The sequence below is a fragment of the Bailinhaonella thermotolerans genome (assembly GCF_003594875.1).
Lineage (GTDB): Bacteria > Actinomycetota > Actinomycetes > Streptosporangiales > Streptosporangiaceae > Bailinhaonella > Bailinhaonella thermotolerans.
This window is the reverse complement of record NZ_QZEY01000002.1, coordinates 138,026-153,325: the sequence shown is the minus strand read 5'-3', so window position 1 is coordinate 153,325 and position 15,300 is coordinate 138,026. Positions and strand designations below refer to the sequence as shown.

Genomic DNA, 15,300 nt, shown 5'->3' with positions numbered 1-15,300 from the left:
CCGGGCGGCCGGGCCGAACGGGAGGCTCCCCGCGACGGCGAGCGCCGGCCCGGCCAGGACCAGGAGCCGCGGATTCCGGCCGGTGCCGACCAGGCGCCCGGCCAGGAGGACCGCGGCGAGCGTTCCGGGTCCTTCGGCATCAACACCAGGCCGGCCCCGAGTGTTCCCGATCCGCCCGTGACCTGGAAGAACAGCGGCACGAGCAGCGCCGCGGCGAACGGGACGGCGGTGGCCGGGAAGGCCGGCGCCCAGGACGCGGCGAAGGCGCGGTCGCGGAACAGCCCGCGAAGCCGCCAAGGGAGAGCACGAGCGCGGCCCGCAGCATCGGCCGTCCGCGGGGAGCGGGGGAGCGGACCGGTCCCGGTCCAGGACGTCAGTCATCGCCGTCTCTTTCCGGGGGCGGCTGCGGGCCGGTTGCCCAGGGCGACGTCGAGGGCGTCCATGATCTTGCCCCAGGACGCCTGGAGGTCGCGGGGGTGCTGGAACGCCCCGGCGGGCCTCCGGTTCGGCGAAGCCGTGGAAGGTGCTGCGCAGCAGGCGGACCGCGTCGGTCGGCTCCGGCTGGGTTCGGGGCGCGAATCCGGGCTGGCGATAGTCAGATGATCGATATATATTGATCGCATGAGCGTGAGGACCATGCAGGAGCCGACGTTCCTGATCCTGACCGCGCTCGCCGCCGCCCCCCAGCACGGTTACGGGATCATGGCGGACGTCGAGCGCATCTCCGGAGGGGCGGTGCGGCTGCGCGCCGGCACCCTGTACGCCGCCCTGGACCGGCTCCGCACCGAGGGCCTGGTGGAGGTGGAGCGCGAGGAGGTCGTGGAGACCCGCCTGCGGCGCTACTACCGCCTCACGCCCGAGGGCGAGGACCGCCTCAAGGGCGAGACCGTACGGCTGCGCCGCAACGTCGAGGTGGCCGCCGCGCGCCTCGGGCTCGCCGGGGGCGCCACGTGAACCGGCCGGGCCGCGAGGGCGGGCCGGACCACGCGAACCGGCCGGGCCACGAGGGCGGGCCGGACCACGCGAACCGGGGCCGCGAGGGCCGGGGCCGGGAGGGCCGCGAGAACCCGGACCTGGAGCGCCGTTACCGCCGCCTCATGCGCGTCTACCCCCGCTCCCACCGGCGGGAGTACGAGGAGGAGATGCTCGGCGTCCTGCTCGCGGGAGCCGTACGGCGCGACCGCCCGAGCCCGGGCGACGTCGCGGACCTGCTGCGCGGCGGGCTGGCCGTGCGCGGGCGGGTCTGCGCCGAGGCGGTCGCCGGGCCCCGGTGGCGGGACGCGCTGGCCGTGGCCGGGCTGGTCGCCGCGCTGATGACGGCCGGGGACGCGGTGGGGCTGCTCGCGCTCCTCCCGGACGTCCTGCTCGCCGAGGGGTCCGGGGCGCTGCTGCGCGAGGTGATCGCGCGGGACGGCCTGTCGCTCGTGTGGCTGGCGGTGGTCGCCGCCGTGGTGGCGCGCTGGCGGCACGCCGCCGCCGTGGCCTGGGGGACGCTGGGGCTCACCGTGCTCGCCGGGCTGCCCGTGACGCTGGGGATCCCCTTCCCGGGCGGCCCGGAACTGGACCCGGTCATGTGCCTGAACGGGTTCGCCGCCGCCGCGGCGCTCACCGTGTCCGGCGGCCCGGCGCGAGCCTTCGGCCTGCTCGGGCCCGCCCGGTTCACGGTGCTCTGCCTCTTCGCGGCGGCGCACGCGTTCCCCGTCTACGGCGGTCTCGTGCTGGGCGACGAGCTCGCCGTGCGCAAAGAGCCGGAGGCGGCGGTCCTGCTGGGGCTGGCCGCCGCCGCGGTCGCGCTGGCCCCGCGCGGCCTGCGCCTCGCGGTCGCCCTGGCCCTGCCGGCGCCGATCCTGTGGACCCTGTACCACGTGGTGCCCGGCTACCTCCCGCCCACGTGGCCGTGGCCGCTCGGCTACGCCGGGCCGCCGCCCCTGCCGCTCGCCGTGCTGATCCTCTTCGTGATCCCGCCGCTGGCCTGGGCCCTGCTGCTCGCCGCCGTCGCGTGGCTGCGCCGCCGTACGGCCCCGCGCGCGCCCGGCCCGGATCACCCCGGGCCCGGCCGCACGCCCTCCGGAGACGTCGGCCTCGCCTGACCCGCCGAGCGCGGACCCGCCCCCCTCCCGCCGGTCACGCGGCTCCGGGCACACCGGGTGCTCGAAGCGCGTGACCGGCGCGGGACGGAGCGGGGTTCGCGTCCCGCCGGGAGCGGGAGACGTCCCGGGCGCGGGTACGGCCGGCGCGGCCGTACCCGCCGGGCGGTCAGGCCAGGGGGCCGGTGACGGACTCGGCGGCGGCCAGGAGGGTGCCGTCGGCGATGAGGCGGCCGACGGCCTCGATCTCGGGGGCGAGGTGGCGGTCCGGGCCCGGCCCGGGGACGGCCCGCCGCACCTCGGCCAGGACCGCGCCGGTGGCGGGGGCCGGGGCGTGGGGGGCGCGCAGGTCCAGGGCGCGGGCGGCGGTGAGGATCTCCACGGCCAGGACCTGGCGCAGGCCCTCGACCGAGCGGCGCAGCTTGCGCGCGGCGCTCCAGCCCATGGAGACGTGGTCCTCCTGCATCGCCGAGCTCGGGATGGAGTCGGCGCTCGCCGGGACGGCCAGGCGCTTCATCTCCGAGACGATCCCGGCCTGGGTGTACTGGGCGATCATGTGCCCGGAGTCCACGCCCGGGTCGTGCGCCAGGAACGCCGGCAGGCCGTGCGAGCGGGCCACGTCGAGCATGCGGTCGGTGCGCCGCTCCGCGATCGAGGCCACGTCGGCGGCCGCGATCGCCAGGAAGTCCAGGACGTACGCCACGGGGGCGCCGTGGAAGTTGCCGTTGGACTCCACGCGGCCGTCGGGCAGCACCACCGGGTTGTCCACCGCGCTGGCCAGCTCGCGCGAGGCGACGAGGGCGGCGTGGGCGACGGTGTCGCGGGCCGCGCCGGCGACCTGCGGGGCGCAGCGCAGCGAGTAGGCGTCCTGGACGCGGGTGCAGGACTCGTCCCGGTGCGACTCCATGATCGGGGAGCCGGCCAGGAGGGCGCGCATGTTCGCGGCGGCGGCGGCCTGGCCCGGGTGCGGGCGCAGCGCCTGGAGGTCGTCGGCGAACACCCGGTCGGTGCCGAGCAGCGCCTCCACGCTCATCGCGGCGGACAGGTCGGCGGTGCGGAGCAGCCGGGTCAGGTCGTGGATCGCCAGCACCAGCATGCCGAGCATGCCGTCGGTGCCGTTGATCAGCGCCAGGCCCTCCTTCTCGGCCAGTTCCACCGGCGCGAGGCCCGCGAGCTTGAGCGCGTGCGCGCTCTCCAGGCGCTCCCCGGAGGCGTCCCTGACGTACCCCTCGCCCATGAGGGCCAGCGCGACGTGGGACAGCGGCGCCAGGTCGCCCGAGCAGCCCAGGCTGCCGTACTCGTGCACGACCGGCGTCAGGCCCGCGTCGAGCATCGCGGCGTAGGCCCGCGTGGTCTCCGGGCGCACGCCGGTGCGGCCGGTGGCCAGGGTGCGCAGCCGCAGCAGCATCATCGCGCGCACGACCTCGCGCTCGACCTCCGGCCCGGAGCCCGCGGCGTGCGAGCGGATCAGCGAGCGCTGGAGCTGGGCGCGCAGGGCGGGCGCGATGTGCCTCGTCGCGAGCGCGCCGAACCCGGTGGAGATCCCGTAGGCGGGGACGGGGCTGGCGGCGAGGGCGTCCACGTGGGCACGGCCCTCCGCGACCGCCTCCAGCGCGGCGGGGGAGAGCTCCACCCCGGCGCCGCCCCGCGCCACCGCCACGATCTCGTCGAACGCGAGCGGCTCGCCGCTCACGGAAATACGGCCAGGGACGCCCATGGTCTCCCCCGTCACGTCGTTGTAACAGTGCACCTAATTGTCCGGGATCGCGGGCACCGGCGCGAATCGGGGCGGCCGCGCTCCCCGCATCACCTATGATCACCGGCAGACGATCAAGGAGGCGGCGTGTCGGAGTCGGAGCGGGCACCGGTCGGGATCGATCCCCGGACGCCCAACGTGGCCCGTATGTACGACTACTACCTGGGCGGCAAGGACAACTACGCGGCCGACCGCGAGGCCGCCGAGAAGGTCATCGCCCTCCTGCCGCAGATCACCGGGATCGCCCGCGCCAACCGCGCCTTCCTGGGCCGCGCCGTCCGGCACCTCACCGGCCTGGGCGTCCGCCAGTTCCTCGACATCGGCGCCGGGCTGCCCACCCAGGAGAACGTCCACCAGGTCGCCCAGCGGCACGCCCCCGGCGCCCGCGTCGTCTACGCCGACCACGACCCCGTCGTCCTCGTGCACGCCCGCGCGCTGCTCGCGAACAACGCCGGCACCCACGTCGTCCAGGGCGACCTGCGCGACCCCGGGGCCGTCTTCGAGGCCGCCGCCGATCACCTGGACCTCGACCGGCCCGTCGCGGTGATCCTGTGCGCCATCCTCCACTTCCTGCCCGACGACGCCGAGGCCGAGCGCGTCGTCGCCGCCATCCGCTCCCGCCTCGTGCCGGGCGGCGCCCTGGTGATCTCCCACGGCTTCAAGGGCGACTTCGCCGACGACAAGATGGGGGAGGCCCAGCGGGCCTACTCCCAGACCGCGGGCCAGCTCACGCCCCGTTCCCGGCAGGCCATCGCCGGCTACTTCGGGGACCTGGCGCTGGAGGAGCCCGGCCTCGTCCACGTCCAGGCCTGGCGCCCGGACACCCCCGTCGAGGTGGACCCCGCCACGCCCGGCTTCCTCGGCGCCGTCGGCGTCGCCCGCTGACCCCGGCCTCCTCGGGCCGCGCGGCACGGGCGGCCCGGGCCGCGCGCGCCCGCGCCCCCACGCGCCGGAGCCGGCCCATCCGGCACCGCCGGGCGCGGGAGCCGTTCGCGCCAGGCATTGACCTCAATGATTGTTGAGGTTTGATACTCGGGGGCATGACGACATCTCCGCACGTCATCACCGAGACCCCGCGCCCCGCCGGCCGGCGGGAGTGGGCGGGGCTGGCAGCGCTGGCGCTTCCCGCGCTGCTCGCGTCGCTGGAGCTGACCGTGACCCACCTGGCGCTGCCCGCCATCGGGCGCGACCTGGGCGCGAGCAGCACCGAGCTGCTGTGGATCGTGGACGTCTACGCGTTCCTGCTGGCCGGATCGCTGATCACGATGGGGGCCTGGGGCGACCGGATCGGCCGCCGGCGGCTCCTGCTGATCGGCGCGGCCGGGTACGGCGCGGCGTCCGCGCTGGCCGCGTACGCGCCCGACCCCGGCACGCTGATCGCGGCCCGGGCCCTGATGGGCGTGGCCGGGTCCACGCTCATGCCGTCCGCGCTGGCCCTGGCGGCGGCCATGTTCCCCGTGCCGCGCCAGCGCGCGGTCGCGATCGGGGCGCTCGTCGCCAGCGTGTCGGCGGGCACCGCGATCGGGCCCCTGGCCGGCGGGTGGCTGCTGGACCGGTTCTGGTGGGGGTCGGGGTTCCTGATCGCCGTCCCCGTCATGGCGCTGCTGCTGGCCGCCGCCCCGCCGCTGCTCCCCGAGCACCGGGGCGGCGGGACCGCCCGGCTGGACCCGCTCAGCGCGCTGCTGTCGCTGGGCGCGGTGCTGCCCGCCGTGTACGGGCTCAAGCGGATCGCCGCCGAGGGCCCCGGCCCCGTGCCGCTGGCCGCGGTCGCCGCGAGCGTGGCGCTGGGGGCGCTGTTCGCGCGGCGGCAGCGGCGCCTGGCCGACCCCTTCCTCGACCTCGGGTTGTTCCGGGACCGGGCGTTCTCGGCGGGCGTGGTCACGCTCGGCCTGGGGATCTTCGTGCTCTGGGGGTCGAACTACGCGATCGCGCAGTGCCTCCAGCTCGTCCACGGCCTGTCGCCGCTGGAGGCGGGGCTGTGGACCGCGCCGAGCGCCGCCGGGGTCATCGCCGGGTCCACGCTCGCGCCGCGCCTGGCCCGCCGGATCCGCCCCGCCGTGGTGATCGCCGCGGGGCTGGCGGTGTCCGCGGCCGGGTACGCGCTGCTGGCGTTCTCCGGCGGCGGCCTCGCCCCGCTGGTCGCCGGCGCGGTCGTGGTCTCCGCCGGGCTCGGCCCGATGATGACGCTTGCCACCGACATCGTGATCGGCGCCGCCCCGCCGGACCGCGCCGGGGCCGCCTCGGCGGTCTCCACCACCGCGCCCCAGCTCGGCGGAGCGCTCGGCGTCGCCGTCCTCGGCAGCGTGATCACCGCCGTCTACCGCGCGAGCATGCCCGCCGGCGTCGCGCCGGCGGCCAGGGACACCCTGGCCGCGGCCGTGTCCGCCGCCGAGGCGCTGCCCCCGGACGCCGCGTCCGCCCTGCTCGCCGTGGCCCGCGAGGCGTACGTCCGGGGCTTCCAGGTGACCGCGGCGGTCAGCGCCGTCCTCATGGCCGGGGTCGCCCTGCTGGTCGCGGCCGTCCTGCGCCGCACCCCTGCGGCCTGAGCCGGTGACGCGGCGGGGCCGCGCGGGCCCCGCCGCGCCCGCGGGCCGCCCGGCGGGGTCACGCGGGCCGCCCGGCGGGATGTCGCGGGGGCCGGGCCCGTGGTGAGATGGGAGCAAGCGCTTGGTGATGAAGGAGGCCCGGGTGTACGACCCCCTGGATCACGCGTTCCTGGACGACCCCTTCCCCGCGTACCGCCGGATGCGGGACCACGCGCCCGTCTCCCGGAACGAGCGGCTGGACTGCTGGGCGTTCTCCCGGTTCGAGGACGTGTGGGACGCGGTGCGCGACACCGCCGCCTTCTCCTCGGCGAGCGGCCTGACGTTCCACCCCGACGAGATCGGCGGCCTGGGGCTGGCGCCCACGATCGTCATGCTGGACCCGCCGCGGCACACCCGGCTGCGCGCCCTGGTCGGCCACGGCTTCACCCCGCGCCGCACCCGCGAGCTGGAGGACCGGATCCGGGGGTTCGCCGCCGCCCGGATCCGGGACATGGAGCGCGCCGCCGCCGACGGGGCGGCCCCCGACCTGCACCGGGACTTCTCCTCGCCGCTGCCCACGTTCGTCCTCGCCGACCTGCTCGGCGTGCCCGAGGCCGACCGGGGCCGGTTCGACCCCTGGGTGCGGGCGCTGGTGGAGATCGGGAACGACGGCTTCGCGCTCGGCGCCGCGGCGAGCGCCAAGGACGCGGTGGCCGAGATGTTCGCCTACTTCGGCGACCTGGTCCGGGCCCGCCGCGCCGACCCCGGCGACGACCTGATCAGCGCGCTGACCCAGGCCGAGATCGACGGCGACCGGCTCACCGACTGGGACGTGCTCGGCTTCTGCTTCGTCATGGTCGCCGGGGGCAACGACACCACCGGCAACCTCGTCTCCAACGGCGTCATGCTGCTGGACGGCGACCACGCCCAGCGCGAGCGCCTGGCCCGCGACCCCGCCCTCATCCCGAACGCCGTCCTGGAGTTCCTGCGCCTGGAGGGCCCGGTGCAGGCCCTCGCCCGCACCACCACCCGCGAGGTCACCGCGCACGGCGTCACCATCCCCCCGGGCTCCAAGGTCATGATGCTGTACGGCTCCGCCAACCGCGACGAGCGCGAGTTCGGCCCGGACGCGGAACGACTCGACGTCACCCGCGACATCAAGCGCCACCTCGGCTTCGCCACCGGGCCCCACTTCTGCGTCGGAAGCCACCTGGCCCGCCTCCAGGCCCGCGTCGCCTTCGAGGAACTGCTGCGCCGCCACCCGCACGCCGGCGTGGACACCGCGAACGGCGTGCGCCTGCGCTCGGCCTTCGCCCGAGGCTGGATCAGCCTCCCCGTCACCGGCCTTGCCCCCGCCTGACCCCGCCTGCCCCCTGCCTGGCCCCGTGGCGGCCGTACGGCGGGCCCGGGGCCGTACGGCCGCCACGGGGCAGGGCGGGACGGGACGGGTCAGGAGACGCGGCCCCGGCGGCGGAACGCGCGGGTGCGCAGCGACGGCGTGGGGACGAACTGGCGGCGGGTCCGGCGGCGGCGCTGGTTCCGCTCCCGCGCCCGGACGCGGCTCTCGGACTGCAGCAGGTCCATGATCCGGTCCAGGTGGACGAGCATCTCCGCGTGCAGCCGCCACTCGGCGGTCTGCACCCCCACCTCGGGCCGCAGCACCTCGGCGAAGCGGTCGCGCTGGGCCCGGCCCTGGCGCAGGTGGCGCTCCAGGGAGTCGTCGTACTCGTCGGCGTCGCCGGACACGTCGGCGCTGACCAGCCGCCCGTAGCACTGGATGCCCTGGCTCAGCTCGCACAGCGTCGCGGCGAGCCGCTGCCGCTCCTCGTGCTCGTACGCCGCGCCCTGCAGGTGGGGCTGGACCGCGCGGTCGGCCAGGGAGCGCGTCAGTCCGCGCATGGTGAGCACGATGTGCTCCAGCGTCTCCAGCCCGTTGCGCAGCGACACGGCCTTCTGCACCTGGCCCTGCGCGCGCGGGTTGAGCCGCACGCTCTCCTCGGCCCGGTCCAGCGACTGGTCCACGTCCTGGATCTCCCGGCTCAGCACGCGGCTCTCCTTCACCCACGCCTCGGCGCGCCGGCCCTCCTCGCCCTCCTCCAGGCCCTTGGCCATCCGTTCCAGCAGCCCGCCCATCCGCCGGGCCAGGTCGTCGACCTCGGCTGCGGCCGGCCGCACGTGGATGGGGGAGGCGATCAGGCCGGAGATCAGCCCGGTCGCGGCGCCGATGATCGTCTCGAAGACCCGGTCGATGGCGCCGGCCTCGGTCTGCGCGCCCAGCGCGAAGATCAGCATCGCGCTGATGGGCACCTCCAGGATCGCGTCGCCGAGCCGGATGAGGTGCCCGAAGACCAGGGCGGCGGCGATCGCGGCGCCCAGCGTCCAGACGTTGAAGCCGAGCGTCATCGACAGCAGCACCGCGATCAGCACGCCGGCGACGACGCTGGCGATGCGCCGCCCGGCCGCCCGGATCGTCTCGATCATCGAGAACTGCAGGACCAGCAGCGCGGTCAGGGGGGCCAGCAGCGGCTTGGCGACCTGCCCGGGCAGCAGGGTCGCGATCGTGTACGCCGCCATCGCGGTCAGCGTGAGACGGATGACGTACAGCGCGGTGGGCTGCGCGTTGTTAGTCACGAGCTGCAGGGGCTTGTGGATGGGGCGTGTCGCGTCGCGGATGGCCGACGAGACACGCCGGGCGGGCCCGCTCCGGAAGACATTGGTCATGGCCCTGGCCTAATAGCCGATTTCGGCCGACCTATTCATCCGCGGCTAGTCGCAGCCCTCGAACTCGGGCACCGTCGTCGTCAGGCGCAGCCCCGAAGGCCCGAACCACCTGCGCAGCAGCCCGGCCGCCGTCCCGTCCTGGTACATCCCGGTGATCGCCTTGTTCACCGCCTCGCATCCGGCCACGTCCCCCTTGCGCAGGCCCACGCCGTACCGCTCGTCGCTGAAGGGGGCGTTGACCACGCGCGCCGAGGAGTCGCCCCGGACGAGCCCGGCCAGGATCAGGTCGTCGGTGGAGACGGCGTCCACCAGTCCCGCCTTCAGCATCCGCACGCACTCGGCGTAGTTCCCGGCGGGCACCGGCTCGGCGGGCACCCCGCGCTGCTGGATCACCCGCCGCCAGGAGTTGGAGCCGTCGACCCGGCACAGCCGCCGCCCGGCCAGGTCGCGCACGTCCCGGATCCGGCCCTCCCCGCGCCGCACCAGCGTGTCCTGGTGGGCCACGTAGTACGGCCCCGCGAAGGTGACGCGGGTCTTGCGCTCGGCGGTGATCGAGTACGTCGCCACGACCAGGTCCACCGTGCCGCGTTCGAGGAACTTCTCGCGGTCGGCCGACCGCAGCGCCCGGAACCGCACGTCGCGCGCGCCCAGCCGCCTGGCGATCTCCCGCGCGACGTCGACGTCGAAGCCCTCGAACCGGTTCCCGGTCCGCAGGCCCAGGCCCGGCCCGTCGGCGTTCACCCCGATCACCAGGGTGTCCCGGCCGGCGGCGGACTCCCGGTCCCCGCCGCACCCGGCCAGGAGGGCCAGGGCGGCCAGGACGGCCAGGGCGGCCGCCGGCGGGGGGACGATCAGCACGCGCCGCATCGGCGATCCTCTCATCGGTACTCCGCGAGCCGGGGCCGCACGCCGGCCAGCACGAGCAGGCCGATCAGCACGGCCCCCACCGGCAGCGCGTACGGCCATGGGCCCATCCGCGCCTCGCCGGTCCGCACGGCCCCCTCGAACGCGTTCCGGTGCGCCGTGACCAGGGAGACCAGCGCCCCGTCGTACCGGTCGAAGGCGCGCCCGGAGGCGCCCAGCCGCAGCGCCACCGCCTCGCGCGTCCTGCCGGAGCGGACCAGGTGGCGCAGCTCCCGGTCCCGCCGCTGGAACCCCTGGAAGCCGGTCAGGACGTCGCGCACCGCCGGCTCGCCCGTTCGGCCGCGCACCCGCTCGCCGACCAGCCCGAGCAGCCGCGAGCCGTCCGCCCCCGCCACCGCCCGGTGGTAGTCGCCGAGGCTGTCGGCGGGCACGTACACGATGCTCTGCGACTGGTCCAGGTACGCCTGCTCGTAGGTGTCCCGCCGCGCCGGGTCCAGCAGGAACCGGCTCTGGTCGGCCTGCACGCCGATCCCCTTCGCCCGCGCCCGCGACAGCGCCAGCACGTGGTCGAACCCTTCGTCCCTGGCCCGCCGGAGCTGCTCGGCCTGCCCGCCCAGCAGCCCGGACGCCGCCGCCGTGAGCACCGCCGCGCCCGCGAGCGCCAGCGCCAGCGCCGGGTTGAGCAGCCGCCGGAACCGCGCCGCCAGGTAGACCTGGAGCGCCACGAGCGCGCCGGCCAGCAGGAGCCCGGCCACCAGGCTCACCGCCCGCGCCACCAGCACGTCGCGCCGCCGGTCCTCGTACGTCCGCCGGACCAGCGCCCCGCTCTCCAGCGTCAGGTTGTACGCCTTGGGCAGCAGCTCCAGCCGCATCAGGTCGGTCGCCCGCCGGTACAGCTCCGTCACCTCCGCCGGCGGCGGCCCGGCCCGATGCCCCGACCGCCGGTCGAGCACGAGCGCCTCGGCCGCCAGCCGTTCGTAGCGGCTCAGCCCGCTCAGCACGTCGCGCACCGTGCGCTGCTCGGCCGGGTCGTCGCCGGTCAGGTCGGCCGCCTGGAGCAGCGCCGCGCTCGCCGCGTCGCGCCGCCGCTCGTACGTCCGCAGCGCCGCCTCCCGCTCGCGTGACAGGCCCTCCTCGCCGCCGATCAGCAGCACGTTCGCGACCTGGGCGTCCATGTCGCCGAGCGTGAAGTACAGGTCCGCCGTGGCCACCGCCTGCGGCCCCGCGTCCCGCCCGATCACCCGCAGCGCCTCGCGCGCGTCCCCCGCGCCGACGGACGCGGAGACCCCGAAGGCCAGCAGCGCCGCCAGCGCCGCGAGCGTGAGCACGCTCACGCCGCCCGCCCGCGTGCGCGCCCACCGCCGCAGCGCCCCGGCCGGCGGGGCCGCCGGGGGCGCGGAGGACGGGGGCGCGGAGGCCGGGGGTGAGGGCGGGGCGGACGCCGGCGAGTGAGCCGGGGGAGGGGCGGTCGTCGTCACGCCGCTACCCCCGCCGGAGGGTGATCGTCGTCCACACGCCCAGGTGCACCCGGTCGCCGTCGGCCAGCGGCACCTCGGTGTTCACCGCGATCACCCCGGGGCCGCCGTTCACCTTCGTCCCGTTCGTGGACCCCGGGTCGACCAGCCGCCACGACCCGTCCGGCTGCTCGATCAGGACCGCGTGCACGTGCGAGACCCCCGGATCCGCGGGCGGCGTCCCGAGGTCGATCTCCGGCGCGTCCCCCGGGCCCGAGCCGCGCCGCCCGATCCGGACGTACGGCCCCGCCAGCGTCACCCGCCGCTCCGGGCAGTAGGGCGGAAAGGGGAACGCCGCCCGGTCGATCTCCCCCTCCTCGATCACCGTCTCGTAGTACTCCCGGTCCGCCGTGATCACCGCCTCCCACCGGCCGGTCCCGCCGCCCGCCGCGCCCCCGGCCGTACGGCTGGCGCCCGCCGCGCCCGGGCCGCCCGCGCCCGGGGCGACGGCGCTCCCGGCGCTCCCGGCGGGCCCGCCCGTGGTCCCGGTGCCGGTGGTTCCGGTGCCCGTGGTTCCGGTGCCCGTGGTCCCGGTGGTCCCGGCGCCTGGGGGCGCGGCCGGTGCGGGGCCGCCCGCCGTACCGGAGGCCGGTCCGGGCGCGGGCGGCGCTCCGGCGGGCCCGCCCGCGCCCGCGGGTCCCGGCGGTGCGGGCGCGGGGGACGCGGGCGGGGTGCGCAGGTCGAAGTCGTATCCGCAGTCCTCGCAGAACCGGCCCGTGCGGGGGACGCCGCAGTCCGGGCACGGCTCCCCGGAGCCGGCCGCCGCCGGGGGAGCCGGGAACGCCGGGGACCCGGCGGCGGGGGACGGCGCGGAGGACGGCGCTGGGGACGGGGCGATCCGGGCGCCGCAGACGTCGCAGTACTCGGGGTCGGCCGAGGCGTGGCCGTCAGGACAGGTCGCCACGGCTCACGCTCCCTCCCCGCCGGAGGACCCGGCTGGCGGCCCGGCGGACGGCGCGGCGGACGGCCCGGCGGACGGCCCGGAGCGCGGCCCGGCGGACGGCGCGGCGGACGGCCCGGAGCGCGGCCCGGCCGACGGCGGGACGGGTCGCGGGGTCACGCGCCCTCCTTGCGGGTCCGCACGGTCTTCGTGGACCGGGTGTCCAGCGACATCTCGTCGGCCTTGTCGACGTCCTTGCGCAGCCGCACGGTGCCGGTGGCCGGGTCCATGACGTCCACGACCTTGCGCAGCAGCCGCGCGGTCGCCTCGTTGCCGGACTCGTGCGCCAGCGCCACCGCGCGCCCCAGCCGGGCCGTGGCGGTCGCCTCGTCGCCGTCGCGCCGCGCCCGCAGCCCCTCCTGGATGGCCGAGGCCAGCTCGGCCTGCCCGGTGTAGTGGGCCACCCGCTGGTTGAGCTGCGTGGACTTGGCCTCGTCGGCGGTCCACTCGGCCAGCACGTTGCCGGTGCCGAGCACCCGCTCCTCGGCGCCGGGCACGACCAGCTTCACCCACGCGGCCCGCATCTCCCGGCCGATCTCGCCCGGGGGCACCTCGACGCAGATGTGGTAGTCGCGGCTCTCCCGGCCCCACGACCCGGTCGGATAGTCCCCGGACTGCGGGCCGCTGTCCACGCGCTTGCCCGTCAGGTCCACCACGGTGGGCGCGACCTGCTTGACGAACCGCAGCCGCGCCCCCTGCGGGATCCACACGCGCAGCATCACGTCGGCCACGGCCTTGCCCATCGCCGCCTCGGTCATCTCCCGGAAGTCGGCCTCCAGCCCGGCCGGGTCGGCCACGATGTCCACGCCGCCGAGCAGCGCGGTCGCGATCTTGCGCAGCTCGGCCACCTCCCAGTCGGTGCCGACGCCCCGGCAGTCGCAGACGAAGCGGCCCGCGCACACCCCGAGGATGGTGTCGAGCTGCTGGGGGGACTCGTGCTGGTTCTTGCCGTCGGTGAGCAGGATCGCGTGGCGCAGCGCGGCGCCGTTCCGCTCGAACAGGTGGTTGGCCAGCCACAGCCAGCTCCCGATCGCGGTGCCGCCGTCCGGGGTCAGCCGCCGGATCAGCGCCTTGGCGTCCTCGCGGGACCGCTCCGAGGCCGCGACCATGCCCGGCTGGGGCGGGAACACCATCCGGGCCTCGTGGGACCCGGCGACGACCGCGAAGTCCACGCCGTCGCGCAGCGTGTCCACGGCCGCCATCGCCGCCCGCCGCGCCTCGACGATCTTGACGTCCGGCATCGCCATCGAGCCGGACGTGTCGATGATGATCACTTCGGCCGCCCGGGGCGCCGCGCCGGCGACGCCCGCGGACTCCACCGTCACGATCGCGTGGACCTCCTGCCCGCCCTCGGGCAGGTATCGGTTCTGGTCCACGTGCACCTGGAACTCGGGGAGATCGCTCATTGTGGGCCGCCCTCTGAGATGTCCTGTCCGTCCTGGTCCCCGGTCCGCGTCCCGGCGTCCGGGCCGCCTCCCGGCGGCGGGAACGGGACGACCGCCACGGTCACGTTGTCCCGCCCGCCCGAGTCGAGCGCGAACCGCACCAGCGCGCGCGCCACCTCCAGCGCGGCGCCGCGCTCGTGCGGCACCCGCCCGCCCAGCGCCTCCGCCACGGCGGCGGCCAGCCGGTGCGGCTCGGGCAGGTAGTTCCACAGCCCGTCGCTGCACACCAGCACCACGCCGGGCCCGGCGGGCGTGAACGTCTCGACGTGCGGCCGGACCTCCCCGGCGTCCGCGCCCAGCCACGCGGTCAGCACGTGCGCGTTCCGGCTGGCGCTGCGCGTCCGCACCCCCAGCGCCGCCATCTGCGTCCCCCACGAGTCGTCCACCGTGAGCAGCGCCGACGGGAGCCCCGTCTCCAGCGTCGCCGGCAGTCCCGTCTCCAGCGTCGCGGGCTGGGACTCCGCGGGGTCGCCGCCCGTACGGCCGCCGCCGACGGGAGGCGCGGCCGCGGGACGGGCCGGGTCGTCGCCGGGGGAGCGGGGGCTCGGCACGGTCACCCCGGGCGCAGGGCGCGGAAGGGGGACGTCAGCCCCGGCGTCCGCGGGCCCGCTGTCCACCGGTTCCGTGTCCACCGGTTCCGTGCCCACCGGTTCCGTGCCTACCGGTTCCGGGTCCGCCGGGCCGCCGGCCGCCGGCTCGGGGGCCGGCACGCGGATCTCGGCCGTGGCGGAGCCCGCCGGGCGCGGATCGCCGGCCTCCGCCGGGCCATCGGAGCCCGGCGGCGCGGAGCCGTTGACGGCAGGGGGGAAGGGGAGCGTGCTCTCGCCGGCGGTCTCCGCCCCCTGGCGCACCGCGAGCCAGTAGGCGCGGCTGTCGCCGACCCAGCCCACGGTGACGGCGGCGGGGGAGACGAAGGCGGACACGTAGGTGCAGGCCGGGGCGTTGGACGCGGACGGCGCCAGCTCCTTCACCGCCTCGGCCGCCGTCAGCGCCGCCAGCCGCGTCGCCTCCTCGGGCGTACGGCCCGCCCGCAGCTCCCCGGCCAGGACGCGGGCGCCCGTGCGCGCCGCCGTGCCGGAGGCGACCTCGGGGCGCGGGGAGGAGGACACGCCGTCGCAGACCACGGCCACCACCCCCGGATCCAGGACCGAAAGGGCCATCGCGTCCTCGTTGCGGCTGTGACGGTGGCCCCGGTCGCTCACGGCGGCCGCGGCGTCGGTCTCGATCTCGACGTGGTCGGACTCGGCGGGGGCGCGCAGGCCGCAGGCCGCGCAGTAGCCGTCCTCGACGGCCCCGCCGCAGTCGGTGCAGGTGTTCATCGTCTCCTTCGTCACAACGGCGTCACAACGGCTCTCGGGGATGCGGCTCTGGCGGGGATTCGGGCGGGAACTCTCACATTCGTTCCGACAACGGTTCGGGCGGCGCGGTTCACACGGCCCGCGACACGG

At 76.8% G+C, this 15,300-nt stretch carries 13 protein-coding genes; 6 read left to right on the top strand and 7 right to left on the bottom strand.

The window, feature by feature from the left end:
- The first annotated feature begins 621 nt into the window (after nucleotides 1-621).
- Nucleotides 622-954, top strand: coding sequence for a PadR family transcriptional regulator (locus tag D5H75_RS05945; protein WP_119925346.1), 333 nt, complete (start codon nucleotides 622-624; stop codon nucleotides 952-954).
- Nucleotides 951-2,090, top strand: coding sequence for a hypothetical protein (locus D5H75_RS05940; protein WP_119925345.1), 1,140 nt, complete (start codon nucleotides 951-953; stop codon nucleotides 2,088-2,090). The genes D5H75_RS05945 and D5H75_RS05940 overlap by 4 nt, the downstream gene beginning before the upstream one ends.
- Before the next feature lie 166 nt (nucleotides 2,091-2,256).
- Here the strand turns inward: D5H75_RS05940 and hutH are convergent, their stop codons facing one another.
- Nucleotides 2,257-3,804: a histidine ammonia-lyase gene (hutH, locus tag D5H75_RS05935; RefSeq protein WP_119925344.1), complete on the bottom strand. Its 1,548-nt coding sequence runs from the start codon at nucleotides 3,802-3,804 to the stop codon at nucleotides 2,257-2,259.
- A 126-nt stretch (nucleotides 3,805-3,930) separates the two neighbouring features.
- Here hutH and D5H75_RS05930 point away from each other — a divergent pair, with 126 nt between their 5' ends.
- From D5H75_RS05930 to D5H75_RS05920, 3 genes are all read left to right on the top strand, one after another.
- Entirely contained in the window at nucleotides 3,931-4,728 is a 798-nt protein-coding gene (locus tag D5H75_RS05930; protein ID WP_119925343.1) for an SAM-dependent methyltransferase, read from the top strand.
- A 155-nt stretch (nucleotides 4,729-4,883) separates the two neighbouring features.
- Entirely contained in the window at nucleotides 4,884-6,389 is a 1,506-nt protein-coding gene (locus D5H75_RS05925; RefSeq protein WP_119925342.1) for an MFS transporter, read from the top strand.
- A 142-nt stretch (nucleotides 6,390-6,531) separates the two neighbouring features.
- Complete coding sequence (locus D5H75_RS05920) at nucleotides 6,532-7,728, top strand: cytochrome P450 (RefSeq protein WP_242454014.1); 1,197 nt, start codon at nucleotides 6,532-6,534, stop codon at nucleotides 7,726-7,728.
- Between the two features lie 89 nt (nucleotides 7,729-7,817).
- Here D5H75_RS05920 and D5H75_RS05915 read toward each other — a convergent pair whose 3' ends face one another.
- Genes D5H75_RS05915 through D5H75_RS05905 form a run of 3 tightly spaced genes read right to left on the bottom strand, consistent with a single transcriptional unit; the run spans nucleotide 7,818 to nucleotide 11,287 of the window.
- A complete protein-coding gene (locus D5H75_RS05915; RefSeq protein ID WP_119925340.1) occupies nucleotides 7,818-9,089 on the bottom strand; it encodes an FUSC family protein in 1,272 nt (423 codons plus the stop codon).
- 45 nt (nucleotides 9,090-9,134) lie between these two features.
- Nucleotides 9,135-9,956, bottom strand: coding sequence for a glutamate ABC transporter substrate-binding protein (locus D5H75_RS05910; RefSeq protein WP_242454013.1), 822 nt, complete (start codon nucleotides 9,954-9,956; stop codon nucleotides 9,135-9,137).
- An 11-nt stretch (nucleotides 9,957-9,967) separates the two neighbouring features.
- Nucleotides 9,968-11,287 carry a hypothetical protein gene (locus D5H75_RS05905; RefSeq protein WP_147425072.1) on the bottom strand — a complete coding sequence of 440 codons (1,320 nt, stop codon included), beginning with the start codon at nucleotides 11,285-11,287 and terminating at the stop codon, nucleotides 9,968-9,970.
- On the opposite strand from D5H75_RS05905, the gene D5H75_RS43965 reads away from it, so the two are divergent.
- Complete coding sequence (locus tag D5H75_RS43965; protein WP_277949920.1) at nucleotides 11,274-11,405, top strand: hypothetical protein; 132 nt, start codon at nucleotides 11,274-11,276, stop codon at nucleotides 11,403-11,405. The genes D5H75_RS05905 and D5H75_RS43965 overlap by 14 nt on opposite strands.
- A 30-nt stretch (nucleotides 11,406-11,435) precedes the next feature.
- On the opposite strand, the gene D5H75_RS42725 is transcribed toward D5H75_RS43965, so the two are convergent.
- The 3 genes from D5H75_RS42725 to D5H75_RS42720 all read right to left on the bottom strand — a co-directional run bounded on the left by D5H75_RS42725 (nucleotide 11,436) and on the right by D5H75_RS42720 (nucleotide 15,171).
- On the bottom strand, nucleotides 11,436-12,371 hold the full coding sequence (locus D5H75_RS42725; RefSeq protein WP_119925337.1) for an FHA domain-containing protein: 936 nt from the start codon (nucleotides 12,369-12,371) through the stop codon (nucleotides 11,436-11,438).
- 152 nt (nucleotides 12,372-12,523) lie between these two features.
- Complete coding sequence (locus D5H75_RS05890; RefSeq protein ID WP_119925900.1) at nucleotides 12,524-13,813, bottom strand: vWA domain-containing protein; 1,290 nt, start codon at nucleotides 13,811-13,813, stop codon at nucleotides 12,524-12,526.
- Entirely contained in the window at nucleotides 13,810-15,171 is a 1,362-nt protein-coding gene (locus tag D5H75_RS42720; protein WP_242454012.1) for a protein phosphatase 2C domain-containing protein, read from the bottom strand. The genes D5H75_RS05890 and D5H75_RS42720 overlap by 4 nt, the downstream gene beginning before the upstream one ends.
- Nucleotides 15,172-15,300 lie beyond the last annotated feature (129 nt).

Excerpts from the sequence above, each read along its gene's own strand:
- D5H75_RS05945 (WP_119925346.1), top strand. The coding sequence starts at position 622 with ATGAGCGTGAGGACCATGCAGGAGCCGACGTTCCTGATCCTGACCGCG.
- hutH (WP_119925344.1), bottom strand. The coding sequence starts at position 3,804 with ATGGGCGTCCCTGGCCGTATTTCCGTGAGCGGCGAGCCGCTCGCGTTC.
- D5H75_RS05925 (WP_119925342.1), top strand. The coding sequence starts at position 4,884 with ATGACGACATCTCCGCACGTCATCACCGAGACCCCGCGCCCCGCCGGC.
- D5H75_RS05915 (WP_119925340.1), bottom strand. The coding sequence starts at position 9,089 with ATGACCAATGTCTTCCGGAGCGGGCCCGCCCGGCGTGTCTCGTCGGCC.
- D5H75_RS05910 (WP_242454013.1), bottom strand. The coding sequence starts at position 9,956 with ATGCGGCGCGTGCTGATCGTCCCCCCGCCGGCGGCCGCCCTGGCCGTC.
- D5H75_RS05890 (WP_119925900.1), bottom strand. The coding sequence starts at position 13,813 with ATGAGCGATCTCCCCGAGTTCCAGGTGCACGTGGACCAGAACCGATAC.
- D5H75_RS42720 (WP_242454012.1), bottom strand. The coding sequence starts at position 15,171 with ATGAACACCTGCACCGACTGCGGCGGGGCCGTCGAGGACGGCTACTGC.